This is a genomic window from Mycobacterium shinjukuense, assembly GCF_010730055.1.
Classification (GTDB): Bacteria; Actinomycetota; Actinomycetes; order Mycobacteriales; family Mycobacteriaceae; genus Mycobacterium; species Mycobacterium shinjukuense.
Map to the genome: position 1 here is coordinate 1452201 of NZ_AP022575.1, position 24830 is coordinate 1477030.

The following is a 24830-nucleotide window of genomic DNA, read 5'->3' on the forward strand; positions in this document are numbered from 1 at the left end:
TCGGGCAGCGCGGGTAAACTCCCCACAACTGCCTGCGTGTCGGCTGTTTATCCGGGCGGCGAGCGGGTTATATAGGATGCCGTAACACCGTCCCGGCCCACCTAGCACAGTTGCTGTATTCCCGGTGGCAACCGATACAGAACTGAAATGAATTTGCGTCCAAATCGACATTTGGCCTATTCACACGGTATGTTCTGCCGGGAGCACGACGAGATAACGACAAGGGGCACAGGTATGACAGACGTGAGCGGGAAGATGCGGGCCTGGGGACGCCGACTCCTGGTCGGCGCGGCTGCGGCCGTTACCCTGCCGGGCCTGGTCGGACTCGCCGGTGGAGCGGCGACCGCGGGAGCGTTCTCCCGGCCAGGTCTGCCGGTGGAGTATCTGCAGGTGCCGTCGGCCGCAATGGGCCGCAGCATCAAGGTCCAGTTCCAGAGCGGCGGGGACAACTCGCCCGCGGTGTACCTGCTCGACGGCCTGCGCGCGCAGGACGACTACAACGGCTGGGACATCAACACCCCCGCATTCGAGTGGTACTACCAGTCGGGCCTGTCGATCGTCATGCCCGTGGGTGGCCAGTCCAGCTTCTACAGCGACTGGTACAGCCCGGCCTGCGGCAAGGCGGGCTGCTCGACCTACAAGTGGGAGACGTTTCTGACCAGCGAGCTGCCGCAGTGGCTGTCGGCCAACCGGGGTGTCAAGCCCACCGGCAGCGCCGCAGTCGGCCTCTCGATGGCCGGCTCGTCGGCCCTCATCTTGGCCGCGTACCACCCCCAGCAGTTCATCTACGCAGGTTCGCTATCGGCCCTGATGGACCCCTCCAGCGGCATGGGGCCCACGCTGATCGGGCTGGCGATGGGTGACGCCGGCGGCTACAAGGCCGCTGATATGTGGGGCCCCTCGAGCGATCCGGCGTGGCAGCGCAACGACCCGACGGTTCAGATCCCCTTGCTGGTGGCCAACAACACCCGTCTGTGGGTCTACTGCGGCAACGGCACCCCGACGGAGTTGGGCGGAGCCAACATCCCCGCCGAGTTCCTGGAGAACTTCGTTCGCAGCAGCAACATCAAGTTCCAGGATGCCTACAACGCCGCGGGCGGGCACAACGCCGTGTTCAACTTCCCACCCAACGGCACCCACAGCTGGGAGTACTGGGGTGCACAGCTCAACGCGATGAAGGGTGACCTGCAGGGCTCCTTGGGGGCGCGCTGATCTCACCAGATCGTCAAGCCCGGTAGTGGTTTGGCGGGCGTTCAGCGAACCGTAAGGGTCAACTCGCCGGTGATGTCGATCCACCCGGTCGGGTCCCGGCGGTGATCGGTGATGTTCCGACACTGCCCATAGAGGCGCAGGACGCCCATGCCGGTGTCCGCGTCGTGGCGGTGGAGGATTGCGGTCACGCCGCCCTTGGACAGGGTTTTTCCGAACACCTGGTCACTGGGCGGCAGGCCCTCCGTCCAGCCGTGCGTGGTCAGCGCCGCCGCAGCCGTCCGAAAGTAGGTGTCGGCGCGCGCACCGGCGGGCAGCACGAAGGTCAGGTAGACCGCGCCCTGATACGGCGGATCGTCGCGGTTCTTGCACGACATCAACAGGTAACCGGCGGTCGTCGTCTGCAGGCCGGCGACGGTGACGACGTGTTTGGCCGCCTCGACGACTAGAGCCCGGGTCGCATCGTCGGAGACCGGGTTGGCCGGGTGGTCAAGAACGTCGGATGGCGACGAATGAAACCTTGCCACCGCCAGGAATGCTCCAGCGAACAGCAGTGAGACGGCCAGCATGGCAGCGATCACGGGCCGAGCCCACCGTGGGCGCAACCATTCATCATCGGGTCGGGTCATCGGCCGGTGCCCGCATGTCCGGCGGGATCGGCGATAAGGCCATGCATGCCGTGTTGGTGGACCATCGTGGTGCTGCGCACCGTGCACGCAACTTCCGTACTGTGTGCCTGTAAGTTCTCAGCCGAGGATACCTTGGTTGTCGACCTGTCTCCGGCCCTGAACACTAAGATTTTGTCTCAGATCGCGCCCGGTCGGAGTTTGCTGCGCTCGGCGGGCGCGCCCGCCGAGCGACCGCCCGTGCGGTGCGACCGATGCCACCGCGCCGCGGCGACAACCTGTGTCAACGGGTTCCCGCCGGTGCGCGTCGGCGGCACCGCCCGGCACCCGCGCCGGCGTGCCGGGCTCGGCTGAACGCCGTTTGCGCCAATCTCGAAGCGGTAGATAACCGATCTCACAACTTTTTCTGATCGGTAACGCTTTGACCACTCCCGGCGAAATGCCGGGCATGACGCACATCAGAAAGCCCCTCATCAAGATCACCACGGCCGCCGGATTCGTCGCCGTGGCGATGACGCTCTCCACCGGTGTTTCACACGCCCACGGTGGCATGAACTGGGACGCCGTCGCGCAGTGCGAGTCGGGCGGAGACTGGACGGCCAACACCGGCAATGGGCACTATGGCGGGTTGCAGTTCAAGCAGACCACGTGGGAGGAGCACGGCGGCGTGGGAAACCCCGCAACCGCCTCTAAGCAGGAACAAATCGCAGTGGCCAACCGGGTATTGGCCTCCCAGGGACCGGCTGCGTGGCCCAAGTGCGCCAGCGCCGGCGGCCTGCCGCCGGTGCCCGTGGCGTTGCCCAAGCCGGTGCGTCAATTGGAGCAGACCGTCGTCCAGATCATCTCGATATTCGCGCCCAAATAATGTATATCGGCGGTTGGTCTGGTTTCGTTACCGTGAACATGTTTGGATCCTGCTATGGAGGGTTCGGCAACGGTTCACATGGCGGCTCCAGCGGACAAAATCTGGGATCTGATCGCGGATATTCGTAACACCGGACGATTCTCACCGGAAACCTTCGAAGCCGAATGGCTCGACGGTGCCACCGGCCCGGCGCTCGGTGCTCGCTTCCGCGGGCATGTCCGGCGAAACGGGATCGGGCCGGTGTATTGGACGACGTGCCGGGTGACCGCGTGTCAGCCGGGCCGCGAGTTCGGGTTTGCTGTGATGGTCGGGGACAGGCCGGTGAACAACTGGCACTACCGGCTGACGCCCGCGGGTGACGGCACCGACGTCACCGAGTCATTCCGGCTCACCCGGTCGTTGTTCACCACCGTGTACTACTGGGTTTTCGGTGGCTGGCTACGCCAACGCAACAACATTCGGGACATGAAGAAGACGTTGGAGCGGATCAAAGAGGTTGTCGAGGCGGGCTGAGCGGCGCTTTGACCGGATCCCATGAAATCGGTAGTCATCACCGGCGTGGGCGTGACGGACAACGCTGCACCGATGCGGCGCTCGCACTGCATCGGGCCGGAGTTCATGCTGACGTCGTATCGCCTCATCCCTGGGCCGCGCAGGACCCCAAACGGCAGTAATGTTTGGTGCACGATGCTCGGGCCCGACGTGGGAGGTGGCTGGTGGGGAACCGGATGGTCGCCGTGGTTGGGGTCGCGGTGGTGGTCGCCGCCGGCGTCTCGGGATGTGCCCAGGCCAAGACCGTGCCCCGGAAAGCCGCGCGGGTGACCGTTGACGGCGACACCCACACGACGCGACCCGCTGCGTGCAGTCAGGAGCGGTCGTATCGGACCCTCGACATCCGTGACCAGGGCGGCCACGTTCAAGCGGTCGTGCTGTACAGCGGTGACCGGGTGATCCCTCAGTGGGTCAAGATCCGCAACGTCGCCGGGTTCAACGGCAGCGCCTGGGAGGGCGGGGTGGGCGAGATCCATGTCGAGCTGGCCCGCGGCAAGTACACGATCACCGGCAGCGCCTACGGCATCAGCAACAGCAATCCCAACAAGGTGGTGACAACGGACTTCACAATCGTCGCCGAGTGCTGATGCGCCCGACGCCGATCCGCATCCCGCGTCTCGGGCCTAGTCTTGAGCAAAGGCCACGCAATCGATGGAGGAGCGGTGAAGGACAGGCTGCACTGGTTCGCGATGCACGGGTTTGTCCGCGGCGCGGCCGCGATCGGGATTCGGCGGGGCGACTTGCAGGCCCGCTTGATCGCTGATCCGGCCGTCGCCGCCGATCCGGTGCCGTTTTACGACGAAGTACGGGCCCGCGGACCGCTGGTGCGGTGCCGCGTCAGCTACCTGACCGTGGACCATCAGCTCGCCCATGAGCTGCTGCGCTCCGACGACTTCCATGCCATCACGTTCGGGTCCAACTTGCCCGCACCGCTGCGCTGGCTGGAGCGCCGCACCCGCGACGACCAACTGCACCCGATGCAGCCACCGTCGTTGTTGGCGGTTGAACCGCCCGACCACACCCGCTACCGCAAGACGGTTTCGGCGGTTTTCACCACGCGGGCGGTCAGCGCGCTACGCGATCGCGTCGAGCAGACGGCGACCGCGCTGTTGGATCAGCTCTCCGAGCAGCCCGGCGTAGTCGATGTCGTCGGGCGGTATTGCGCACAACTCCCGATCGCGGTCATCAGCGACATCTTGGGTGTGCCCGACCGGGACCGTCGGCGCGTCCTGGAATTCGGTGAACTGGCGGCGCCCAGTTTGGACATCGGCGTGCCGTGGCGGCAGTACCGGCGCGTCCAGCAGGGAATCGTGGGTTTCAATTCTTGGCTGGTGGCGCACCTGGCGCAGTTGCGTCGCACCCCCGGTGACGACCTGATGAGCCAGTTGATCCGAACGGCTGAAAGCGGTGCGGCCGAGTCACGCCTGGACGAGCGCGAACTTCAGGCGATCGCCGGGTTGGTGTTGGTCGCCGGGTTCGAAACCACGGTGAACCTGTTGGGCAATGGAATTCGCATGTTGCTGGATGCGCCCGAGCACCTGGACACCCTGCGTCGGCGGCCCGAGCTGTGGGCAAACGCGGTCGAAGAAATCCTGCGGCTGGACTCCCCGGTGCAGCTGACCGGACGGATGGCGCGCAACGACGTGCAGGTGGCGGGCACGTGGATCAGGGGCGGCGAGGTGGTGGTGATTTATCTGGCCGGCGCCAACCGCGACCCGTCGGTGTTCCCCGACCCGAACCGCTTTGACATCGAACGCCCCAATGCGGGAAAGCATCTGGCGTTCTCCACCGGCCGCCACTTCTGCCTAGGGGCGGCTCTTGCTCGCGCCGAAGGGGAGGTGGGGCTGCGAACCTTCTTCGATCGCTTTCCCGAGGTGCGGTCCGCCGGTGCCGGCAGCAGGCGCGATACCCGGGTGCTGCGGGGCTGGTCGAGTCTGCCGGTGACGCTGGGGCCGGCTCGGTCGATGGTTTCCTCGTAACCGTGGCCGGCGGCGACGCCGATGACACGACACTGAGTGCGCCGACGACGATCGCCAGGCGACGCCTTCCGGAACGTGTGTGCATGCGAATGTCCTCGGACCGTCGCCGCAACCTGCGGTTGACAGCGCTCCCGGGGCCGGGTGTCATGACGGCCATGGCGGACGGCGATGCGGCGGCCTACCGGCGGATGCGCCGGGAGCATCTGAGCGCGGTGCGGGCCGGTCTCGAAGAGCACATGCTGCGGCTGGAGTGGTCGCGCCGGCAGATCGAGGACTACCAGACTCGCCGGCTGAGAGCCCTGCTGAGCCACGCCAAGCAGCGGTCACCATTTCACGCCCGGCGGTTGAACACGCTGGACCCGGCTGGCGCCTCGGTCGCCGATCTGGCGTCGCTGCCGATGATGACCAAGCAGGACGCCCAGCAACAGTGGGACGCCATCACCACCTCGGCCGACCTGGACCGCAACCGGGCCGAACGCATTCTCGCTGAGCAGCAATGGTTTTCGTACACCGAGGGTGGGCAGCAGATCTTCAGCTCGGGCGGTTCCAGCGGGGTGCGCGGCGTCTACGTATGGGATTGGCCGTTCTTTGTCTCGGCGGCCTGCCTGGCCTGGCGGATACAGGCGCGCGAGGAGCGTCGCGCATCGGGTGCTTCCCGCTCGGCCCGGCTTGCCGTGCTGGTGGCCGGCAGCCCGCCACACGCCAGCACACCACTTTTCGACATACCGACCGCCCCGGGCATGCAGACCGTGGTAATCGCCGCGGGCGCACCGTTCGACGACGTGCTCGCCAAGGTGGCCGCCGCGCAACCCACCCACCTGGTGGGATATGCAAGCGTGATCGGACGCCTGGCCCGCGCGAGCTTGGCCGGCGGCCTGCGCATCTCACCCGTTCGGGTGAGCACCAACTCCGAGCCGCTGCTCGACGAGGACCGCAACGCAATAGCCCAGGCTTGGGGCGCAGCCATCCACAACCTGTGGGGCTCAACCGAAATCGGCGTCCAAGCGGTCGGTTGCGGACGAGGACCGGGACTGCACGTGTGCGAGGACGAAGTCATCCTTGAGCGCGTCGATGACGACGGCGTGCCGGTCGGTGCCGACGAACCGGCCGCCCGGACGCTGGCCACCGGATTGGCCAACCGGACCTTCCCGTTCATCCGCTACGACCTTGGCGATCACGTCATGCCGCTGCCGGGTGGCTGCGCGTGCGGCAGCGCCTTCGCGCGCATCACCGATATCGGCGGGCGCCGCGACGACGACTTTCGTTACGGGGCAACGACGGTGCCCGCGACCGTGTTTCGTCACATTCTCGGCACCGATGCCCGGGTATCCGAATACCAGGTCACCCAGACGGCGACCGGAGCCGACATCGTGGTCGTGGGCGCCGCGGACACCACGGCACTGACCTCCGCGCTGATCGCCCAACTGCGCCGGCATGGGTTGTCCGAGCCGACCATCCGGATCCGGGTGGCCGACAGCCTGCGGCGGCACCTCGCCAGCGCAAAGCTACGGCGGTTTATCCCCCTTGACGGCCGCTAGCGGGCATTCTCGCCGAGGCGGTAGACGCGGGCGGCGTTGCCGTGGGCGATGAGGTCGACCACCCGGATGGCATCGGCCTCGCTCCAGTCGCCGCTGTCCAGAAAGCCCTGCAGGACACGGTGAATACCGTTGCGCCACAAGACCGCGCCGAGATAGTGCAGTTCGGCGGGACCGAACGCGTCCGACGAGTAGAGGATCTTGCGGAACGGCGCCAGCTCCAGCAGCCGGGCGATGAAGGCCGATGCCCGAGCACCCAAGTGGTTCACGCTCAACCCGCCGTCCAGATAGACGTTGTTGAAGGCCTGGGCCAGATACCCGGCCTCACGCTCGTAGGGATAGCAGTGCAGCAAGACGATCGGCGTGTGCCCGGATCGCCGTAGAAAGTCAAGCAGATACAGCGGATTGGTCTTGTGCAGATCACAGTCCCGGTCGCCGAAGCCGACGTGCAATTGCAGCGGCTTGCCCAGCCGTAGCGCCTGGTGCAATCCAAAGCGCAGCAGGACCCGATCGTCCAACCGGGTACCGCCGCGGTCGCGCCACCGCGTGGCGGCCTCGGCCACCTGCGCCGACGACGGCTCGGTCAGATCGCCGTCGAACCCGCCCCGGTAGGCCAGGATGGACTTGGTGGCGACCGCGGTGGCCGCACGCCGCCGCAGGATCTCGTCGAATGCGGATGAGTAGTCGCCGGGCGCCCGCGCGGCCTGCTCGGCCACCTGCTCCAGGCGCACCACCTCGTGAGTCCGGCCCCCGGATAGGTCGCTGAGTTCGGCGACGTCCGCGACACCGTCGATGCCGGTGTCCACCAGCCAATCGCTCACCCCGGCGGCGGGCAGGAAAAGCCGAGCCAGCTCGGCCTCGCTGAATTGGCCGCGGCGCTCCCAATATAGCTGCGGGTCAACGTGTCTGGGCAGCCCCAGGATGGCCGCGCAGCGATTGCGTACCGCGAAGCCGAGTTGTGAGTCGAACCCGGAGTCGAAGCCGGCAAGCGGTTCGGTGTTGGCCTCATTGAGCGCGTTCTCGAACCGGCGCCGGTCCCCCGCCGTCAACCAGCAGCCGTGTACATGCTGATCGATCAGCGGCACACCGCTGATGTGTCGGGCCAGCGCCGTAAACTCAGGCCCGGTGGTGGACCGGGTCACAGGCTCCAAGCCATCCGGAACTTGTCGGCCAGCTGCTCGGGGCCCAGGTTTGCGTATCGGTCTTGCTCCATGCGTCTTACCGCCACCACCATGTCCACCGCTGGATCGCCCAGGATTTCCCGCAGCACCTTCGAATTATCAAGTGCGGCAATCGCTTCAGCTTGAGCCTGGGGCAGCAGCACGGTACCGGCGCGGGCCCGGTCCGCGTCGGAAAGCATGGCCGGGTCTACCGTCGTTTCCGGTGGAAGCGCTGCCTGGTCGCTGATGCCGTCCAGCGCCAGCCCGAGCAGCGCCGCCGACGCGAAGTACGGGTTGGCCGAGGGGTCGACCACCTTCACTTCGACGTTGCCGCCGTGTGGACCGCCCGGGCCGGCCTTGATGAAGCGCACGGCCGCTTCGCGGTTCTCGGTGCCCCAACACACATAGGCCCCGGCCCAATTGCCGGGACGCATCCGCAATCCGGACACGATCGATCCGCAGAGAATCCCCTGCGCCTCGGGTAGCCGGCGAAGGATTCCGGCCACCGCGGATCGCCCGGCCGCCGTCATACCGCACCCACCCGTTTCGTCGGAGAACAACGGGCCTTCCGGGGTGATCAATGAAAGGTGTTGGTGGGCACCGGATCCGACGTTGCCGGCGAACGGCGCCGGCGAGAGGCTGACCCGCATCCCGTGGCGGCGGGCGGCGCGGCCGATGATGATCCGGGTCGCCACCAGCTGGTCGGCGGCGGCCACCGGGGCCAGCGGCGCCAACGAGATCTCGAACTGGTTGGCTCCGTATTCGGGATGGAACTGTTCGATCGCGACCCCGGCCGCCGTGGCCGTCGAGATGACATCGCGAACGAACGCCTCGTGCTCGAGCAAGCCGGCAAGTCCATACGGCGCCCACAGCGTCGACGGCAGCCGGGCACCGTCCGCGTCGACGAGCATGAATTCGACCTCGTGGCCGACCACCGCTTCGATGTCAGCCGCGGCCAGCGCGGCCTCGATCCGGCACAGCGTTCCGCGGCTGCACGCGGGCACGGGCGTGCCGTCCTGTTCGACAAACACCGCGGGTGCCCAGGCCAACCCGTCGCCGATGATGCGCAACGCGGACAGGTCGATACGCACCCGCTGGTCGCCGACCACACCGGCGTCTTCGGTGAACGCGATGCCGTTTTGGTCGATGGCGAGCACATGCCACACGGGGCTGGCGCCCAGGCCGGGATCGGCGAACGTGTTGGTCCGCCTGATCGGCACCATCTTGGCCAGGGTGATCCCGGCGGGGTTCACGACGGTGCCCATCACGGTGTCGACGCCCTCGGCCTCCAATTGGGCGATCGCCGCGGCGGCAAGCGGTGTGGCGGTCATGGGCGACCATTCTGCGGGTGGGCTAGTCCAGCGGCTGCCCGGTCGACACGCCTTGGGCATGGCGGGGCAAGGTCAACCTGCAGGCCTGGCCGATGTCCAGGGTCCGCAACATCCTTCCCATGCCCACCCAGAGCGCGCACGAGAGCGCCAGGTCGGCGAGCAACTCATCGGAGAAGTGTTGCCGGCATCGGCTCCAGAAGTCTTCGTCGTCACGCAGCGCGGTGTGCTCGGTGGCGAATCGGTGCGCGAATTCGGCCGCCAGCCGCTCCTGTTCGCTGTAGCCGGGCCAGGTGCGCCAGTCGGGGGCGTGCTCGTATAGCTCTTCGGGAATGTCCGAGTCGCCGGTCTCGGCATCCGCGAAGCGGGTGTTGGCGCACACGACGCATTCGTTGTGGTTGGCGATCACCGCTCGCGCGAGCTCACGCGTGCGCAGTGGGAGCCGGTTTTTGCTGTAGACCATCCGACTGAAATTGGCGAGCGCACCGCCGAGTTCAGGGGACTTCACGATCCAGCCGGCCACATCGTCGTCGGCGAATGTTCCGATTCGGCTCATGCCGAGATGCTACCCAGCCGCGGCGGGCGACCTGGCGCCGGTGACGGCGCTAGGCGCGGGCCGCCAGGCTGCCGGGCTGAGTGCGATCTCGGCGCCGGCCGATATGGCCAGATTTTCCACCGCCCAGTCAAGGGTCGGGGCAGACAGCAAGTCGACCTGCTGCACGCCCGATTGGGTGAGCGACAATCTGTCTTCGTCGAGCACCGCGTAGCCGTTGGCCACCAGGCGGTCGAACGTGGGCCGGACAACCTCGACGGGCACATGCAGGTGTTTGGCGATCTCGGTCAGCTGCGCCGCCCCGAACAGCCGGTCTTATTGGTAAATGCGCAACACGCCCCACAATTCGGCGACATCGAGCCGACAGCCGGATTGCGCGGCGATGCTGCGCAAACGCTCATCCGGTGTGTTGTGCAGCATGCGCCACATCGCGGCTTCCAGCATCGTTTCCGGTGATTCGGTGCCCGGCATGCCGAACCCGTCACCGAGGTCGCCGGCGGTGTCGTGGATCTGCCGCAACGGGGCCTCACGCAGGAACAGCGCCAGCAGGAACCCGACAGGCCGACCACGCCCGCCCAGAGGAACCCCTGCGTCAGCGACTGGTCGTAGGCCGAAACGATGGGTGCGGCCACGTCGGTGAGGTAGCCGCCTGCCAGCGGGCCGGCCACCGTTCCGATCCTAAACACCGCACCCAAGATGCCCTGGTAGTGGCCGCGGTGTCGGAGCGGAACGACATCGCCGACCAGGGCGCTGGTGGTGACGCTCATCGCGCCGGCGGCGAGCCCCTGCAGCGCCCGGAGGGTCACCAGCATGGTCATGTACTGCGACAGCCCGCACAGCACCGACGCGACGCGGTACAGCGCGGTGGACGCCAGCAGCACCGGTTTGCGGCCGAACAGGTCACCGAGTTTGCCGGCGTGGCGCGAGCGTTGCGCCGTGGTGTCAGCTCGGTGGCCGCGAGACGCACTGCGCGGAGTACAGTTCCTCTCCCAGCTTGTCCATCAGCTCGAGCTGCGTCTGCAGGTAGTCGATGTGTCGCTCCTCGTCGGCGACGATCTTTTCCAGCAGTATGGCGCTGGTGGTGTCCTGTTTCTCCCGGCACATGACGATTCCGGGTTTGAGACGCTCCAACACCTCGAACTCGATCGCCAGATCGGCCTCGAACTGTTCGCGCAGCGTCTGGCCGACCCGCAACGACCCGATGCGCTGGTAGTTGGGCAAGCCGTCGAGCAGCAGGATGCGATCGGTGATTTCCTCGGCGTGGCGCATTTCGTCGAACGATTCCGCGCGGGTGTGCGCCGCCAGCTCGGTGAAGCCCCAGTTCTCTTGCATCTTCGAGTGCAGGAAGTATTGGTTGATGGCGGTCAGCTCGCTGGTCAGTTGTTCGTTGAGCAGGCGCAAGACATCCGGATCACCTTGCATGATCACTCCTAGGGACGGCGGTTCGTGGTCTAACCTCGGTCGGCGGGCTGGGCTGGAGCGCCGCTGCGCCGGGCGGTGGCAACACTTTTGCGTGCCGGATTCAATGTAGTGCAGCGACCATGCGCCGGCGCGGTGTTCGTGGGGCCCCGGCGCGTCACGAGGGGCGATGCCCAGGCGGCGTGTCGTCGACTTAGGTTAGACTCCACTAACCTACTTAGGTTAGACTCCACTAATATGCGGCTTGTTCGTTCGGCACGTGTCCCGATGATCCGGGACGCGGTGAGCGAGCGTCCGGTGGGGGTTTGCTGATGTATGTCTGCCTGTGTGTCGGGGCCACCAACCAAATGGTGTGTGACGCCGTCGCGCGTGGCGCGTCGACTTCGAAAGAGGTTGCCGCCGCGTGCGGAGCCGGCGGCGATTGCGGACGCTGCCGGCGCACCTTGCGGGCGATCATTGCCGCCGCGACCCGACTCGACCCCGCCCCGTTCGGCCCCGGGCGGGCTAGCGACGCGGCCGCGGTCTAACCGTTGCCATAGACGCGGGTCGGCGCGATCAGCACCACGGCACGCCGCTCCGCGGCCATCACCCGGTCGTATTCGTCCCAGTTGTCGTGGGTGCCGCCGGCTGAGGTGAAGACGCGGCGGAGCAGCAGCCGCAACTGGTCGGCGCCGGCCAGCCACGGCTGCGGGTCGTCGGGGCCTACCAGCTCCGCGCGGCCTTCCACGGTCCCCCACCGCCAGCCGTTGCGGAACGTGATCGCAAGTTGCGGCCGCGCCCGCAGGTTGGTGAGTTTGACCTTGCCGTAGGTGGTAAAGCCCAGGACCGGTTCCCCGCTGGCCGGGTGGGGCAACGGGCCGACGTTGACCAGTGATGCCTGCACGGTTCCATCGGCACGAACCGTGGAGACCACCGCCAGACCCCTTTCGGCTTCGGCCAGCGCCACTGCCTCGGTGAGTGTCGTCATGTGTGGTCCTCGCAATCTAGATAAGGTGTCTTGAACACGTAGCGGCTGGTCGGCACGGTGTCGGTGTTCTCGTCGGCACCGAATGCGGTTGTGCTGGCGATCATCCGGCTGAGACGACGTTGCAGGTCGCGGTCGTTGGCGGCCCCGAAGAACGCCTTGATGTCGGTGATCGCGTCCATGGGGAACAACTCTTCGACGATGCCCGCGATTCCGGGTGCGTCCGGGGTGAGGGCCCGCACCACCCAGTTCTGGGTGTAGCCGAACGTCGCCTGCGTCTCGATGGCAACCGGCGTGTGGTCGCGCTGCCAGCGGTTCAGCCAGGTCTCTTGGTCGAGGGCGGCCGGCCGGCGTAGCAGCGCGATGTTAGCTAAACCCGGTGTGCGAGAGCCTAGTTCGACCGGGGGCCCGGGCAGCGGGACGGACTCGGTGACCAGATAGGCAGCGAGCTGTGCGCATTCCTGGGCGAGCAGTCGCAGCGCCGCCGCCAGTTGTTCGCCATAACATTGCTGGGTCCACAGGCTCACCACCGCGGCCGCTGGCGGGTTCAACGTGGTCAGCGTCATGAGCGAGTGGCGCACCTCGCTGTCGCGGACATTGACCGAGAGCCCGGGAACCCCGAGGCCCAGCAGGGCGTCGGCCACCGGGCCTCGTTGGTGTTCGCACCATTGGTCATCGGGGTCCGCGCGCATTAGCACGGCCATCACCTTTTCCATGGGCCCGAACTTACATTTTCGGGCACCGCGGGCTGGGGTTTGAGCGCTGGCGGCCTCTCCACTGGGCTTTGTCGAATGTGTGAAATCACCATGTGCACTAGCGCCGGCCGGCTGGCGTCGGTGGTCACGGGTCGTCCTCGTCGTCGTTGTTGTGGAGGAGTTTTTCGGGGTGGGTGTGTCCTGATCGTGGGAAGGGAGTGTCGATGTAGGTAGTGCTTCCTTTAGCGGTGCTGTGCAGGAGATGAAGGATTGTCGGCCCTTCGGAGTCGCCCTGCGGGGGGAGGCTTCAAACCGCCACATGCTGCGGAAGCGGTGACGCGACCGTGGTGAGCGATGTGGAAAAGGCGCGCGTGACGTGTCAGGTGGGGACCGGGAAGGCGAGCGCAAGCGATTCGCTGCTGACGTGTCGAAAGAAAATCAGGTGACATCGAAACCGGGGTGTTCATCCGATCCCGGGATGAGCCTGGCGGGTGCCCGCTGATTGGCCAGGTGGTGTCCGGCATGTAGGCGACGCGAGCCCGGTCTGCGGCTTCTGCATGGAACAGGAGAAGGCCGGAACGATACTTCCCGTTCGAGGTTGGAGTGGGAGATAGGGAGTAGCCCCCGCCTGTGCGGGTGTGAGTATCGTCGCGGGTCCGGTCGGCGGACTGGCTCGTAGTAGTGGTGAAGCTCCTGTAATGGGGGTGGAGCGAAGGGGCCGGGTCATCTGTGACGTGTTCGTTCGATCAACCGAGACTTTCGGGTGTCGGGAGGAGTTGCGTGAGCAAGTTGAAGTCGCCAGGCAAGCCGTTCGAGATTTCGAAGTGGGCGGTGATGGAGGCCTGGGAGAAGGTCAAGGCGAATAAGGGCGCACCGGGCGTGGACGAAGTAACGATCGAGGCGTTCGAGGCCGACCTGCAGAACAATCTGTACAAGGTCTGGAATCGGATGTCCTCGGGGAGTTACTTTCCGCCTCCGGTGCGTGCGGTGGAGATACCCAAGCCGCATGGCGGAGGGACCAGGATGCTGGGCGTGCCCACCATCGCTGACCGGGTGGCGCAAACGGTGGTGGCCGAGGAGTTGAAACCGAAGGTCGAGTCGATCTTCCATGACGACTCCTATGGCTACCGGCCGGGCCGTTCGGCAGTGGATGCGGTGGGCGCGTGCCGGCAGCGCTGCTGGAAAACCGACTGGGTGATCGATTTGGACATCGAGAAATTTTTCGACAGCGTGTCGTGGGATCTAATGCTCAAGGCGGTGCAGGCCAACACCGACTTGCCGTGGGTGATGCTGTATGTGCGCCGGTGGCTGCAGGCCCCGGTGGTGTTGCCCGACGGCACCTTGCAGCAGCGTGACCGAGGTACCCCACAAGGGTCGCCGGTCTCGCCCGTGCTGGCAAACCTGTTCTTGCACTACGCGTTCGATATGTGGATGGTCCGGGTTTCCGACCGTCCGGTTCGAGCGCTATGTCGATGACGCGGTCGTGCACTGCGTCAGCGAGCGCCAACCCGCCGGGTGCTGGCCGCGCTGCAGGACAGAATGGTTGAGGTCGGGTTGCGGCTGCATCCCGACAAGACTCGGATCGTGTACTGCAGGGACGGCAAGCGGCGCGGTGACTATGAGCACACGTCGTTCACGTTTCTTGGTTTCACGTTCCGCCCGCGCGGGGTGCGCAACAAAAACGGGAGCATGTTCGTCTCGTTTATGCCCGCGATCAGCAGGGACGCCTTGAAAAAGATTGGACGCGAGGTGCGGTCTTGGCGACTGCACCACCGCACCGGTCACACCTTCGCCGGTCTGGCCAGCACGATCAACCCGATTGTGCGCGGCTGGATGAACTACTACGGCGCCTTCTATCGGTCGGCGCTGTATCCCTCCTGACACGCATCAACGCCTACCTGATGCGCTGGGTCCGCAAAAATATCGCCGGTTCCGGAGCCGCGGGAGTTCCAGCACGCGTGGTCGCGGGTCACCAAGCAATACCCGCGGTTCTTCGCGCACTGGGCATGGACAACTGGCGTCCCCACCGTCTGGTGATCAAGGTGATAAGAGCCGTATGAATCGAGAGGTTCACGTACGGTTCTGTGGGAGCCGGGGGGTGCGACTCCCCCCGGCTACCCGACACGTAGCTGTTGGTGCGGGGTTGTCCATGGTCGAGGTGGGCGGGCGGAAGCCATTCGGTGGTGCCGTCGCGGTGTTTGCGGGTGGCCCAGCCGCCGCTGGTGGCCAGTTGGTGATGCGGGCCGCAGGCCTGGGTCAGGTTGTTGATGTCGGTCTTCTGGCACTGGGCGAAATCGGTCACATGGTGCACCTCGGTGAGATAGCCCGGCACATCACAATTCGGAAAGGAACACCCGCGGTCCTTGCCGTACAACACGATTCGCTGGGCAGGGGAGGCCAGCCGCTTGGTGTGATAGAGCGCCAGCTCGCGGCCGTGGTCAAAGATGCGCAGGTAGTGGTGGGCGTGGGCGGCCAGCCGGATCACCTCGCTCATCGGCAGCAGACTGCCCCCACCGGTGAGCGCGTGCCCGGCAGCCGATTGCAACTCGGCCAGGCTGGTGGACACGATGATCGCCGCGGGCAGCCCGTTGTGTTGGCCCAGCTCCCCCGAGCACAGCAGCGCCCGCAGCCCGGCCTGCAACCCGTCGTGATTGCGCTGGGCGGCGCTGCGGGTGTCGGCCTCGATCGCGGCCTGCGACGGGGTGCCGCTGAGGCAGGGGGTGGGGTCGGCGGGGTTGGCCATGCCGGGGGCGGCCAGCTTGGCCAGCACCGCATCGAGGGTGGCGCGGGCTTCGGGGGTCAGGTAGCCGGTGATCGCCGACATGCCGTCGGCGCCCTGCTTGCCGAGGATCACCCCGCGGCGGCGGGCCCGGTCGGTGTCGGTGAAATTGCCGTCGGGGTTGAGGCAGTCGGCGAGTTTGGCGGCCAGCTTGTGCAGCTGATCGGGCCGAAACCGGCCACCCAACTGAGCCAGTTCGGCTTCGGCCTTCTCCCGGGTGGGCAGATCCACCCCGCTGGGCAGCTGATGCAGAAAGGAACGGATGATCCGCACATGGTCGGGTCCGAGACGCCCGGCGCGTTGGGCTTCGGCGGTGGCGGGCAGCAGCGGCGGCAGGGGTTGGCCGGTCAGCGCCCGCCGCGGCCCCAGCTCGGCAGCCTCACCGATGCGCCGGGCTGCCTCGCCGCGGGTGATGCGCAACCGCTCGGCCAACGCGAACGCCAGCTTGCCGCCCAGTTCGCTGGCGTCGGCCTGGTCGGCGAGCCTGTTGATGAACGGGTGCTCGATCGCGGGCAGGCGGCGGCGCAGCGTTTCGCAGCGTTCCAGCATGGCCAGGCACTCGCCGGTGGTCAACACCTCGATCGACAACTCCAGCGCCCGACCCAGGGCGGCGTCGAGGGCGTCGAACACCTCGACAACCTCCTCCCGGCTACTCGAATGCATGTTCGAATACTATCACGCTTCGCCGACGCGCACCAGGGTTATCCACAGGCAAACACGCCGTTGCACAAGTGAATTCAGTGACCCATGATGTCTGAAGTGCCGGGCCGGGCGGCGGGATCCACGGCGGCGCCGGGACGCTCAGCAACTGGCCATGGCAGGGCCGCGTTAGCGGGTCAACCGCGCAATGGTCAACGAGTCCTCCTCGCCGTCGTAGTACTTGGCCAGCACCGCGACGAAGTCCGCGTTGTCGTCGGTGGCGCGGGCGAACAGCGTCATCGACGAGCGCAGCTTGAGGTTGTCGGGAAAGCCGAAGATCTCCTCGACCGAGCGGCCGTGCACCCGGTTGACCAACCGAACGCACTCGCGCAGTCGCTGCCCGAGCAGGTCATGCGCGAGATACGCGCGGGCTTCCTCGAGCGAGGAGATGCCGTAGTGCACCGCCATCGGACTGCGGCCCAGCCCGCGGAGTTGCGGGAACACAAACCACATCCAGTGACCGCGTTTTCGTCCCGCGCGCAGCTCGTCGACAACATTGCGGTAGATCGGCGCCTGGGCGTCGACGAAACGCTTCAGGTCGAACGGATCACGCGCCGATTGCATATCACCACGGTCGCACACTGGTTAGATGGTTTGATGGCGATCAAGCGGCGAGTGCCCAGAGCCCGCGATCTGGCGCCACTGATCCGGTTCAAACGGCCCGAGCTCGACCGCACCAAGCGGCGCCTGGACGCCGCGCTGACCATTGAGGATCTGCGACGCATCGCCAAACGGCGCACCCCAAAGGCGGCGTTCGACTACACCGACGGCGCCGCCGACGACGAGTTGTCCCTCCAGCGTGCGCGACAAGCTTTCCGCGACATCGAGTTTCACCCGACCATCCTGCGTGACGTCACCAACGTGACTGCCGGCTGGAACGTTCTTGGCCAACCGGTGGCATTGCCGTTCGGGATCGCGCCGACCGGATTCACCCGCCTGCTGCACACCGAGGGCGAGATCGCCGGCGCAAGGGCGGCCGCCGCAGCCGGGATCCCGTTCTCGCTGTCCACCGTGGCTACCTGCTCGATCGAAGATGTCGTCACCGCTGTTCCGCAGGGCCGCAAGTGGTTTCAGCTGTATATGTGGCGCGATCGGGACCGCTCGATGGCGTTGGTGCGACGCGCGGCCGACGCGGGATTCGACACCATGCTGGTTACCGTTGACGTTCCGATCGCCGGCGCACGGTTGCGCGACGTCCGCAACGGGATGTCGATCCCGCCGGCGCTCACGCTGCGAACCGTGCTCGACGCGCTGCCGCGCCCGCACTGGTGGTTCGACCTGTTGACCACCGAGCCCCTGGCGTTTGCGTCGCTGGATCGCTGGCCGGGCAGTGTCGCTGAGTATGTGAACACCATGTTCGACCCCAGCGTCACCTTCGACGATCTGGCCTGGATCAAGTCGCAATGGCCGGGCAAGCTCGTCGTCAAGGGGATCCAGACGCTGGACGACGCGCGCGCCGTGGTGGACCGCGGCGTCGACGGGATTGTGTTGTCCAATCACGGTGGCCGCCAACTTGATCGGGCCCCGGTGCCGTTCCACCTGTTGCCTTCGGTGGCACGCGAGCTCGGCAAAGACACCGAGATCCTGCTGGACACCGGCATCATGTCGGGCGCCGATATCGTGGCGGCCATCGCCTTGGGCGCGCGGTGCACACTGGTCGGTCGGGCCTACCTCTACGGGCTGATGGCCGGCGGTGAGCCGGGCGTCAAGCGCGCGATCGACATCCTCGAAGGTGGCATCACCCGCACGATGGCGCTCCTGGGCGTCACCTGCCTCGAAGAGCTCGCGGCCAAGCATGTGACGCAATTACGGCGGCTGGTACCCATCGGGCCGCCCGCCTGACACGACACAGCAAGTGGCTCGCCAGCCCTCGAGCGCGCTTTTGCGCGCTGTCGGTATTCCCGTACCGCGCCCGGCATAGCGCACTTTCGGGACGGCACGCGATCCTGCAGAATCGCTGTCATGCCCGATCTTCGAGGTGTCAAACGGCAGGTGGTGCGTCGCGTTCAACGGCTGGTGGTCAACCCGATCGGCCGGAGATTGCCGGGGACCATGCTCGAAACCACGGGCCGCACATCGGGACAACCGCGGCGCACACCGGTGGGCGGAAAGGTGGTGGACAACCGGTTCTGGATGGTCTCCGAACACGGCTACCACTCCGATTACGTCCGCAACATCCAGGCCAATCCGGCGGTCCGGGTGCGCATCGGCGGTCGGTGGCGCAGCGGAACCGCGCATCTGCTGCCCGACGACGACCCACGACAGCGGCTACGCAGCCTGCCCCGGCTCAACAGCGCGGGAGTGTTGACCATGGGCACTGACTTGCTCACCATTCGGGTGGATCTGGACTGAAACACCGTGGCCTGCGACGCCGGGTGATTCGGCGGTGACGATCCGGATCGGCACGTCGGGGTGGTCGTATGACCATTGGACCGGCGTGCTGTACCCACCCAATATGCCGGCCGCGCGCCGGTTGCAGCGCTACGCCGAGGTTTTCGACACGGTCGAGCTCAACGCCAGCTTCTACCGCTGGCCCAAAGACGCGACGTTCGCCGGGTGGCGCGATCAGCTCCCGGACGGGTTCACCATGTCGGTCAAGGCCCACCGCGGACTGACCCATTACCGCCGGTTGGCCGCGCCGCAACCCTGGATCGCGCGATTCGAACGTTGCTGGCAGGTGTTGGGCGATCACCACGGGGTGTTGCTGGTTCAACTGCATCCCGAGCAGCCTCGCGATGATGCTCGCCTGGATTCCTTCCTGCGCAGCGTGCCGGCGTCCATCCGGGTGGCCGTCGAGCTGCGCCACCCGTCCTGGGACGATCCCGCAGTGTACCACCTGCTGGCAGGTCGCCGCGCCGCGTACGTGGTGATGAGCGGCGCCGGGCTGGCATGTATTCCGCGGGCCACCACCGACGTGGTGTATGTCCGGATGCATGGCCCCGATCCCGGCGCGATGTACACCGGCTCCTACACCTGCGCCGAGTTGCGACGGTGGGTCGAGCGCATCGTCGAGTGGGACGACGCGGGTCGGGACGTGTGGGTGTATTTCAACAACGACCTGGGTGGCCACGCTGTCTGCAACGCGTTGTCGTTACGGAAACTGTTGCGTTAGACCGCGTTCGGCCGCCGTGAGTAGGCTGGGACGTCCCGGCTTCAAGGCAGAATGGAGGAGCGATCATGGCCAGGTCGACAACATTCGTCATCGTCGGCGGCGGGCTGGCCGCGGCCAAGGCGGTACAAGCACTGCGAGACAACGACTTCGACGGTCAGATCATCTTGTTCGGTGACGAGCGGCACCTTCCCTACGATCGTCCTCCGCTGTCCAAGGAGTACCTGGCCGGCAAGAAGTCGCTGGCCGATTTCACCGTGCAGGACTCGGCGTGGTACCGCGACCGTAACGTCGACCTGCGACTTGGCACCCGGGTCAGCTCGCTGGATCCGTCGGCACACGCCATCGGCCTGACCGACGGCACCGCGGTGAACTACGACAAGCTGTTGCTGGCGACCGGATCGGCGGCGCGGCGCCCACCGATACCTGGAGCCGACGCCAATGGCGTGCACTATCTGCGCAGCTATGATGACGCGGTCGCACTGAATTCGGTTCTGGTCGAAGGATCTTCACTCGCGGTCGTGGGTGCCGGCTGGATCGGCCTGGAAGTGGCCGCCGCCGCACGCCAGCGCGGTGTCGACGTCACCGTCGTGGAAACCGCCCAACAACCGCTGCAGGCCGCGCTCGGCGAAACCGTCGGCGAGGTGTTCGCCAACCTGCACCGCGACCATGGGGTGGACCTGCGGCTGCGGGCATCGGTCGAGCAGATCACCACCGACGGCGGCCGGGCCACCGGCCTCACGCTGGCCGACGGATCGGCCGTGACCGCCGATGCCGTGCTGGTGGCCGTCGGCGCAAAACCCAACATCGAACTGGCCGCACAAGCCGGGCTGGCCGTGGGCGACGGCGGCGTACTGGTCGATGAGGCGCTGCGCACCAGCGACGCCGACATCTTCGCGGTCGGCGACATCGCCGCCGCCGCACATCCACTGCTCGGCACCCGGATTCGCACCGAGCACTGGGCCAATGCGCTCAAACAACCCAAGGTGGCGGCGGCGGGGATGCTGGGCACCCCGGGCGTATACGCGGAGCTGCCCTACTTCTACACCGATCAGTACGACCTGGGGATGGAGTATGTCGGGCACGCGCCCGGCGTCGAGCGGGTGGTGTTTCGCGGGGACGTGGCCGGCCGCGAATTCCTCGCCTTCTGGCTGGACGGCGACAACCGCGTGCTGGCCGGGATGAACGTCAACATCTGGGACGTCGTCGACGATGTCAAAGGCTTGATTCGGTCGCAGGCACCGGTCGACACCGACCGGCTGGCGGACCCGCAGGAACCGTTGGCGGATCTGCTGGGTTGATCACGAACCCACCGGAATCCAGGCGCGGTCGATCACATCGGGCGGGCGTTGTGCTTGCAGGCGTTCCCGCTCGGCGCGACGCCGTTTGATCCGCAGCCGGGCGTCGGCCGGCATGGTCACCAGCTCGTCGCAGGTCAGGTAGTACACGTCGTCGACCACGTCGAACAGGTCCGCCGCGACCCGGCGAGAGGCCAGTTCGCGCAACGTCATCCGAAGTTCATGCGTGAACCGGATGGTGGTGTCGTGCGTCAGCTCCCGGGAAACGCGGGCGCTGGCGGCCAACCGGTGGGCCAGGCTCGCCGGTGGCGATGGTTCGGCGGGCGCCGCGGCGGCTTCGGCGGCGGTGATCAGCAGCGTCGCCGGGTCGTCGCCGAACGTGGGGTTGGCCAGCTCGGCTTCACCGCGGCCGCGGTGCCCCAGATGGGCACCGGCCGCATCCAGGGCGGCAGCGGCGGCTGGCGACAGCGCGCGGACGCTGGCGACGTTGCCGTCGGAGGCTAGCGCACACAACGGCGGGTCAGCGCGTAACACCGCTGCCAGCGAGGTGATCTCGGCCGCGATGCGACCGCTGTCCATGATCAGCCCCACGCCGGGCACGCCGGACCGCGCTGGGGTGTGCTCCAGTGTTGCCGCGGTGACCCCGGTGTCGATCACCCACAACGCGGTGAGAATCCAGCCCTGGTGAATCCGGTCCCGCAACAGCCCGATGCGGACTTCGAGGCTGGCGTCCGGTAGCGAGGTCAGCCGCTCCGCGTCGACGTGCTCGGCCGTCGCGGCCGCGATGTAGGCCCGGGTGTCGCCGCGGAGATGGCGCAACACGGCGATCGACCGCGCGGTCACCACCGCCTTGGCGACCGAGCCGGCCGGTCCGCTGGCCAGTTGCGGTCGACCGAATGGCAGCGGGTCGGTGATCGGTGGCCGGGCGCCGAGGGCGCGTTGGGTGACCGCCAGCTCGTCCCAGCCGGGCAGCTGGCTGGCGGCGACAAGGTTGGCCGACACCCCGACGTAGGGGCGATGACCGAACACCGCGATGGCCCTGCTCCCCCACTCCTGGGCAACCACATCGCCGAGCGCGAGCACGCCACCCAGCACCCGACACGCCGCGCGCAATCCGCTCACCTGGACGTCGAGCGTCATCGGGGTCAGCGGTCCCGGCAGCGCCTCGGCGAGGTTGGCCGCGCTGAAGACCGGGAACCGCGGGTCGATCCGGTCGTCGAACTCACCTTCCAGCCCGTCCGGCGCCGCGCTGATCAACGGTTCGCCGTCGGCGGGCTGACTCCGCGGGGCGGGCTCCACCGGGAGCACCAGTTGACCGGACCCGCCGATCGCGCCGGCGGGATCAAGCCGGCGACCGACCAGTCCGCGCCCGGTGTCGACGATCGCCTCGGCCGCCTGCCAACCGAAGTCAAAGCCCCAATCTTCCTGTGCTGCAGCAGTATTCATGGCCGGTATCAACCGTTGCCAGCTGCGCACTCGGCGCGTTCGCAAACGTGGGTCCACCGAGCGCAGCAGCCGCCACGCGGTGACCACATTGATGGTGTCGGGTGTGGCAAGGTCCACGATGCCGTTGCGGTCGGTGTTCAACGCCAAGACCAGGAAGCGGACAAGATCGTCGAGGTGCAGCACGCGCATCGGCCGCGCCGACACCTTGCCACGCATCAGCGTGGCCACGGTTCGGCACACCATCCAGTCGAGTTGGCGGCCCACCGGCGGCGCGATCCGAATGACTAGGCTGGGCGCCCAGCCGCTGGACACCAGTGTCTCGGCCTGCCCGTACAGCTCGGGCGACCCCGCGGCCTGGGACACGAACAGCAACCGGGCACCGGCGCGCGCCGCCGCGTTGGTCACGTGAGCGACGCCGTTGATGCCCGCGCCGCCCGGCGCGCCGGTGTCGACCGGGGCGAGGTGGATGACCGCGTCGGCATCGGCGGCTAACTCCAGCAGCACCGGGTCGCGCAGTGACGCGCAAACAAATTCGACGTCGGGATGCAGGCTGTCGTGCGGGCGTCGCGCGATGCCGCTGACCGTGTGGCCGGCCGCGATCAACTGACGCGCCACCATCCGCCCGACAGTGCCCGAGGCGTCGGTAACCAGGATTTGCACCCGGCCTCACCTCCCCCAACGTCTATTCATGACAATAAGCACGCGGGTGTTGGTTGCGCGACGGTTGAGTCCTGAACGTGACTCTAAACGTAACCTTGCGTGGGGTCCTGTGGCTGCCGTGATCCCGGCTGTCGGTTACCGCACGGTCGCGCCGCCGTCGGCGGCGATGGCAACCTCGGCTCCGGCGATGTCGTGGTGCACCGTCGCCGCGGCCGCGCTGGGATCGGTGATCACCGCCAAGGCGCGCGAGCCGTCGGGCGTGCGGACCGCCAGGAAGGCCTTGTCGGGTTCTCCGTCCCGGTTGAACGGCGTCGTCCAGGCCTCGACAGTGCCCACGCCCTCCCAGTCCAGCAGACCTTTGCGGATGGGTTCCCGATCCACCACCGATTGCAGGTCCTCCCAACGGAATTCCGACGGCGGCTCGGTGCTGTAGACGCCGAAGCTGTGCTTTGTCAGATAACCGCCGTTCGCGGTGATCAAACCTCGCCGCCCGGGGTGGGCCGCTAGCAGTTCGGCCATGGTGGCGATGGAATGCATGACGTAGTTGCTCCACGGGCCGCCGGCGAAGGTGAGCCCGCCGGTGACCGTCAGCGGCCGGGCGGGATCGTCGACGCCCAGCCCGAGTTCGGCCGCGGCCACCTGCACGGCGGAGGGAAAACACGAGTACAGGTCGACGTAGTCGACGTCGTCGATCCCCAGACCGGCCAGCTGCAGCGCCCGCGCCCCGGCGAGGCGGATCGCCGGCGACCGGTGCAGCTCGGCGCGGTCGGCGATGGCCGGGGTGTCATGGGCGTCGGTGCCCGCCTGCGGGTACACCCACCGTTCGGCGGGGATCTTCAGCCGGGTGGCCCGCTCGACCGAGGTCAGCAGCAGCGCGGCGCCCTGGTCAACCATGTTGTTGGAGTTCATCAATTTGGTGTAGGGCCAGCTGATCATCCGGTTCTGCGGGCCAGGCTGCCAAATTTCCTCGGCGGTCACCGGCCGACGAATCCAGGCGTGCGGGTTGCCCGCGGCGACGGCGCTGAAACGCGCCCACAGCCGTCCGATCCGCCGGCGGTGATCGGCCATCGATTCGCCGTTGGCGATCCGCAGTGCCTGCTCGAACAACGGGTACACGTACGCGGGGCGGTCCAGCCGGATCTTCAGCTCCGCCTCACCGAACATCGGCACGTCGTCGTCGGTGATCACTGGCATCGGCACGGAGTCGTCCTGGACGGTCCACACCAGTTTGCCGCCCTTGGCCCGCAGCCCGGTTCTGGTGCGCCAGGTTTCGGCACCGGCCAACAGCACCACGCCGGCCCGCCCCCGTTGGATGTCTAGGCAGGCCTGGTTGAGCAGGGATTGCGGCATGTTGCCGCCCATACCGCTGTAGTACGCGGTGAAGTCGGTGGCGCCGAGGCGTTCGCCGAGCAGCAGCCCCGGATTCCGGTAGTGCGCCGACAGCATGTGCACCACGCGGATCGAGTCGACGGCCGCCAGCACCCGGGAATCCGCGGCTTGGCGGGCCGCGGCGGCCATCAGATCAACCGGTTCGATGGACGGGGTGTCGGGGTTGATTTCGTCGCGACGGTTGACCTGGCCATAGCCGACCACTACCGGTGTCCTGGGATCGACTGGCATGCCTCGAACGTAGCGCGGCGACGATGCAGGCCGCGGCGCGGCCTGAGGAGGAGCCGGGCCATCGGGTTCAGCGCGGCGACGATGCAGGCCGCGGCGCGGCCTGAGGAGGAGCCGGGCCATCGGGTTCAGCGCGGCGACGATGCAGGCCGCGGCGCTGAGGAGGAGCCGGGCCATCGGGTTCAGCGCGGCGACGATGCGGCCGCGGCGCTGAGGAGGAGCCGGGCCATCGGGTTCAGCGCGGCGACGATGCAGGCCGCGGCGCGGCCTGAGGAGGAGCCAACGGCGTTGCCGCGCGGCGATAACCCCTGCCGCGCCCGTCACATCCGTCACATTG

At 67.1% G+C, this 24830-nt stretch carries 25 protein-coding genes and 2 pseudogenes; 13 read left to right on the forward strand and 14 right to left on the reverse strand.

Annotated elements, in window-relative coordinates; genetic code table 11:
* Positions 1-234 precede the first annotated feature (234 nt).
* Entirely contained in the window at positions 235-1212 is a 978-nt protein-coding gene (gene ag85B, locus G6N20_RS06510; protein ID WP_083049016.1) for a diacylglycerol acyltransferase/mycolyltransferase Ag85B, read from the forward strand.
* A 41-nt stretch (positions 1213-1253) separates the two neighbouring features.
* Here the strand turns inward: ag85B and G6N20_RS06515 are convergent, their stop codons facing one another.
* On the reverse strand, positions 1254-1790 hold the full coding sequence (locus tag G6N20_RS06515; RefSeq protein ID WP_232065448.1) for a hypothetical protein: 537 nt from the start codon (positions 1788-1790) through the stop codon (positions 1254-1256).
* Positions 1791-2283: 493 nt separating this feature from the next.
* Here G6N20_RS06515 and G6N20_RS06520 point away from each other — a divergent pair, with 493 nt between their 5' ends.
* The 5 genes from G6N20_RS06520 to G6N20_RS06540 all read left to right on the forward strand — a co-directional run bounded on the left by G6N20_RS06520 (position 2284) and on the right by G6N20_RS06540 (position 6769).
* The gene (locus G6N20_RS06520) at positions 2284-2700 is read left to right on the forward strand and encodes a transglycosylase family protein (protein WP_083049117.1); all 417 of its coding nucleotides are present in this window, start codon (positions 2284-2286) and stop codon (positions 2698-2700) included.
* A 54-nt stretch (positions 2701-2754) separates the two neighbouring features.
* The gene (locus G6N20_RS06525) at positions 2755-3213 is read left to right on the forward strand and encodes an SRPBCC family protein (RefSeq protein ID WP_142272060.1); all 459 of its coding nucleotides are present in this window, start codon (positions 2755-2757) and stop codon (positions 3211-3213) included.
* A 215-nt stretch (positions 3214-3428) separates the two neighbouring features.
* Entirely contained in the window at positions 3429-3839 is a 411-nt protein-coding gene (locus G6N20_RS06530) for a lipoprotein LpqH (protein ID WP_083049012.1), read from the forward strand.
* Between the two features lie 75 nt (positions 3840-3914).
* Entirely contained in the window at positions 3915-5231 is a 1317-nt protein-coding gene (locus G6N20_RS06535) for a cytochrome P450 (RefSeq protein WP_083049009.1), read from the forward strand.
* A gap of 155 nt (positions 5232-5386) precedes the next feature.
* On the forward strand, positions 5387-6769 hold the full coding sequence (locus tag G6N20_RS06540; RefSeq protein WP_179961520.1) for a phenylacetate--CoA ligase family protein: 1383 nt from the start codon (positions 5387-5389) through the stop codon (positions 6767-6769).
* Here G6N20_RS06540 and G6N20_RS06545 read toward each other — a convergent pair.
* The 7 genes and pseudogenes from G6N20_RS06545 to bfrA form a co-directional block, all read right to left on the reverse strand.
* Entirely contained in the window at positions 6766-7872 is a 1107-nt protein-coding gene (locus G6N20_RS06545; protein ID WP_142272065.1) for an amidohydrolase family protein, read from the reverse strand. The two genes, G6N20_RS06540 and G6N20_RS06545, sit on opposite strands and share 4 nt — an antisense overlap.
* 32 nt (positions 7873-7904) lie before the next feature.
* On the reverse strand, positions 7905-9257 hold the full coding sequence (locus G6N20_RS06550) for a type I glutamate--ammonia ligase (protein ID WP_083049004.1): 1353 nt from the start codon (positions 9255-9257) through the stop codon (positions 7905-7907).
* A gap of 22 nt (positions 9258-9279) precedes the next feature.
* A complete protein-coding gene (locus G6N20_RS06555) occupies positions 9280-9810 on the reverse strand; it encodes a carboxymuconolactone decarboxylase family protein (protein WP_083049001.1) in 531 nt (176 codons plus the stop codon).
* A 9-nt stretch (positions 9811-9819) separates the two neighbouring features.
* Entirely contained in the window at positions 9820-10071 is a 252-nt protein-coding gene (locus G6N20_RS22140) for a hypothetical protein (protein ID WP_372516289.1), read from the reverse strand.
* 51 nt (positions 10072-10122) lie between these two features.
* Positions 10123-10326: a hypothetical protein gene (locus tag G6N20_RS22145; RefSeq protein WP_372516299.1), complete on the reverse strand. Its 204-nt coding sequence runs from the start codon at positions 10324-10326 to the stop codon at positions 10123-10125.
* A 167-nt stretch (positions 10327-10493) separates the two neighbouring features.
* Positions 10494-10688, reverse strand: a pseudogene (locus G6N20_RS22150) (MFS transporter); the annotation flags it as partial.
* A gap of 61 nt (positions 10689-10749) precedes the next feature.
* Entirely contained in the window at positions 10750-11229 is a 480-nt protein-coding gene (gene bfrA, locus G6N20_RS06565; protein ID WP_083049109.1) for a bacterioferritin BfrA, read from the reverse strand.
* 308 nt (positions 11230-11537) lie between these two features.
* Here bfrA and G6N20_RS06570 point away from each other — a divergent pair, with 308 nt between their 5' ends.
* Positions 11538-11753 (forward strand): (2Fe-2S)-binding protein, encoded by a 216-nt coding sequence (locus G6N20_RS06570; protein ID WP_083048998.1) that lies wholly within the window; start codon positions 11538-11540, stop codon positions 11751-11753.
* Here G6N20_RS06570 and G6N20_RS06575 read toward each other — a convergent pair.
* Together G6N20_RS06575 and G6N20_RS06580 are read right to left on the reverse strand one after the other, a co-directional pair.
* Positions 11750-12193 carry a TIGR03618 family F420-dependent PPOX class oxidoreductase gene (locus G6N20_RS06575; RefSeq protein WP_083048996.1) on the reverse strand — a complete coding sequence of 148 codons (444 nt, stop codon included), beginning with the start codon at positions 12191-12193 and terminating at the stop codon, positions 11750-11752. The two genes, G6N20_RS06570 and G6N20_RS06575, sit on opposite strands and share 4 nt — an antisense overlap.
* Positions 12190-12906 carry an EthD domain-containing protein gene (locus G6N20_RS06580; RefSeq protein WP_083048987.1) on the reverse strand — a complete coding sequence of 239 codons (717 nt, stop codon included), beginning with the start codon at positions 12904-12906 and terminating at the stop codon, positions 12190-12192. Before G6N20_RS06580 ends, G6N20_RS06575 begins: the two co-directional genes overlap by 4 nt.
* A 759-nt stretch (positions 12907-13665) precedes the next feature.
* On the opposite strand from G6N20_RS06580, the gene G6N20_RS21065 reads away from it, so the two are divergent.
* A complete protein-coding gene (locus tag G6N20_RS21065; RefSeq protein ID WP_232065449.1) occupies positions 13666-14361 on the forward strand; it encodes a reverse transcriptase domain-containing protein in 696 nt (231 codons plus the stop codon).
* A gap of 63 nt (positions 14362-14424) precedes the next feature.
* Positions 14425-14766 (forward strand): group II intron maturase-specific domain-containing protein, encoded by a 342-nt coding sequence (locus G6N20_RS21070; RefSeq protein WP_232065450.1) that lies wholly within the window; start codon positions 14425-14427, stop codon positions 14764-14766.
* Positions 14767-15010: 244 nt separating this feature from the next.
* On the opposite strand, the pseudogene G6N20_RS06590 reads toward G6N20_RS21070, so the two are convergent.
* Positions 15011-16327 (reverse strand): annotated as a pseudogene (locus tag G6N20_RS06590) (HNH endonuclease signature motif containing protein); the annotation flags it as partial.
* A 165-nt stretch (positions 16328-16492) separates the two neighbouring features.
* Positions 16493-16927 (reverse strand): DUF1810 domain-containing protein, encoded by a 435-nt coding sequence (locus tag G6N20_RS06595; RefSeq protein ID WP_083051806.1) that lies wholly within the window; start codon positions 16925-16927, stop codon positions 16493-16495.
* A 33-nt stretch (positions 16928-16960) separates the two neighbouring features.
* Here G6N20_RS06595 and G6N20_RS06600 point away from each other — a divergent pair, with 33 nt between their 5' ends.
* The 4 genes from G6N20_RS06600 (at position 16961) to G6N20_RS06615 (ending at position 20773) form a co-directional block, all read left to right on the forward strand.
* Entirely contained in the window at positions 16961-18205 is a 1245-nt protein-coding gene (locus tag G6N20_RS06600; protein WP_083051821.1) for an alpha-hydroxy acid oxidase, read from the forward strand.
* Positions 18206-18325: 120 nt separating this feature from the next.
* Positions 18326-18715 carry a nitroreductase family deazaflavin-dependent oxidoreductase gene (locus G6N20_RS06605; RefSeq protein ID WP_083051803.1) on the forward strand — a complete coding sequence of 130 codons (390 nt, stop codon included), beginning with the start codon at positions 18326-18328 and terminating at the stop codon, positions 18713-18715.
* A 34-nt stretch (positions 18716-18749) separates the two neighbouring features.
* Positions 18750-19475: a DUF72 domain-containing protein gene (locus tag G6N20_RS06610; RefSeq protein ID WP_083051801.1), complete on the forward strand. Its 726-nt coding sequence runs from the start codon at positions 18750-18752 to the stop codon at positions 19473-19475.
* Positions 19476-19540: 65 nt separating this feature from the next.
* Positions 19541-20773 carry an NAD(P)/FAD-dependent oxidoreductase gene (locus G6N20_RS06615; protein WP_083051799.1) on the forward strand — a complete coding sequence of 411 codons (1233 nt, stop codon included), beginning with the start codon at positions 19541-19543 and terminating at the stop codon, positions 20771-20773.
* Here G6N20_RS06615 and G6N20_RS06620 read toward each other — a convergent pair whose 3' ends face one another.
* Complete coding sequence (locus G6N20_RS06620) at positions 20774-22876, reverse strand: NAD-dependent epimerase/dehydratase family protein (protein WP_083051796.1); 2103 nt, start codon at positions 22874-22876, stop codon at positions 20774-20776.
* 135 nt (positions 22877-23011) lie between these two features.
* Positions 23012-24496, reverse strand: coding sequence for an acetyl-CoA acetyltransferase (locus G6N20_RS06625; RefSeq protein ID WP_083051794.1), 1485 nt, complete (start codon positions 24494-24496; stop codon positions 23012-23014).
* Positions 24497-24830: the final 334 nt, after the last annotated feature.

Excerpts from the sequence above, each read along its gene's own strand:
- G6N20_RS06520 (WP_083049117.1), top strand. The coding sequence starts at position 2,284 with ATGACGCACATCAGAAAGCCCCTCATCAAGATCACCACGGCCGCCGGA.
- G6N20_RS21070 (WP_232065450.1), top strand. The coding sequence starts at position 14,425 with ATGGTTGAGGTCGGGTTGCGGCTGCATCCCGACAAGACTCGGATCGTG.
- G6N20_RS06570 (WP_083048998.1), top strand. The coding sequence starts at position 11,538 with ATGTATGTCTGCCTGTGTGTCGGGGCCACCAACCAAATGGTGTGTGAC.
- G6N20_RS06550 (WP_083049004.1), bottom strand. The coding sequence starts at position 9,257 with ATGACCGCCACACCGCTTGCCGCCGCGGCGATCGCCCAATTGGAGGCC.
- G6N20_RS06625 (WP_083051794.1), bottom strand. The coding sequence starts at position 24,496 with ATGCCAGTCGATCCCAGGACACCGGTAGTGGTCGGCTATGGCCAGGTC.
- G6N20_RS06580 (WP_083048987.1), bottom strand. The coding sequence starts at position 12,906 with ATGGAAAAGGTGATGGCCGTGCTAATGCGCGCGGACCCCGATGACCAA.
- G6N20_RS06540 (WP_179961520.1), top strand. The coding sequence starts at position 5,387 with ATGGCGGACGGCGATGCGGCGGCCTACCGGCGGATGCGCCGGGAGCAT.
- G6N20_RS06555 (WP_083049001.1), bottom strand. The coding sequence starts at position 9,810 with ATGAGCCGAATCGGAACATTCGCCGACGACGATGTGGCCGGCTGGATC.
- bfrA (WP_083049109.1), bottom strand. The coding sequence starts at position 11,229 with ATGCAAGGTGATCCGGATGTCTTGCGCCTGCTCAACGAACAACTGACC.
- G6N20_RS06605 (WP_083051803.1), top strand. The coding sequence starts at position 18,326 with ATGCCCGATCTTCGAGGTGTCAAACGGCAGGTGGTGCGTCGCGTTCAA.
- G6N20_RS06595 (WP_083051806.1), bottom strand. The coding sequence starts at position 16,927 with ATGCAATCGGCGCGTGATCCGTTCGACCTGAAGCGTTTCGTCGACGCC.
- G6N20_RS06525 (WP_142272060.1), top strand. The coding sequence starts at position 2,755 with ATGGAGGGTTCGGCAACGGTTCACATGGCGGCTCCAGCGGACAAAATC.
- G6N20_RS06600 (WP_083051821.1), top strand. The coding sequence starts at position 16,961 with ATGGCGATCAAGCGGCGAGTGCCCAGAGCCCGCGATCTGGCGCCACTG.
- ag85B (WP_083049016.1), top strand. The coding sequence starts at position 235 with ATGACAGACGTGAGCGGGAAGATGCGGGCCTGGGGACGCCGACTCCTG.
- G6N20_RS06575 (WP_083048996.1), bottom strand. The coding sequence starts at position 12,193 with ATGACGACACTCACCGAGGCAGTGGCGCTGGCCGAAGCCGAAAGGGGT.
- G6N20_RS06530 (WP_083049012.1), top strand. The coding sequence starts at position 3,429 with ATGGTCGCCGTGGTTGGGGTCGCGGTGGTGGTCGCCGCCGGCGTCTCG.
- G6N20_RS06615 (WP_083051799.1), top strand. The coding sequence starts at position 19,541 with ATGGCCAGGTCGACAACATTCGTCATCGTCGGCGGCGGGCTGGCCGCG.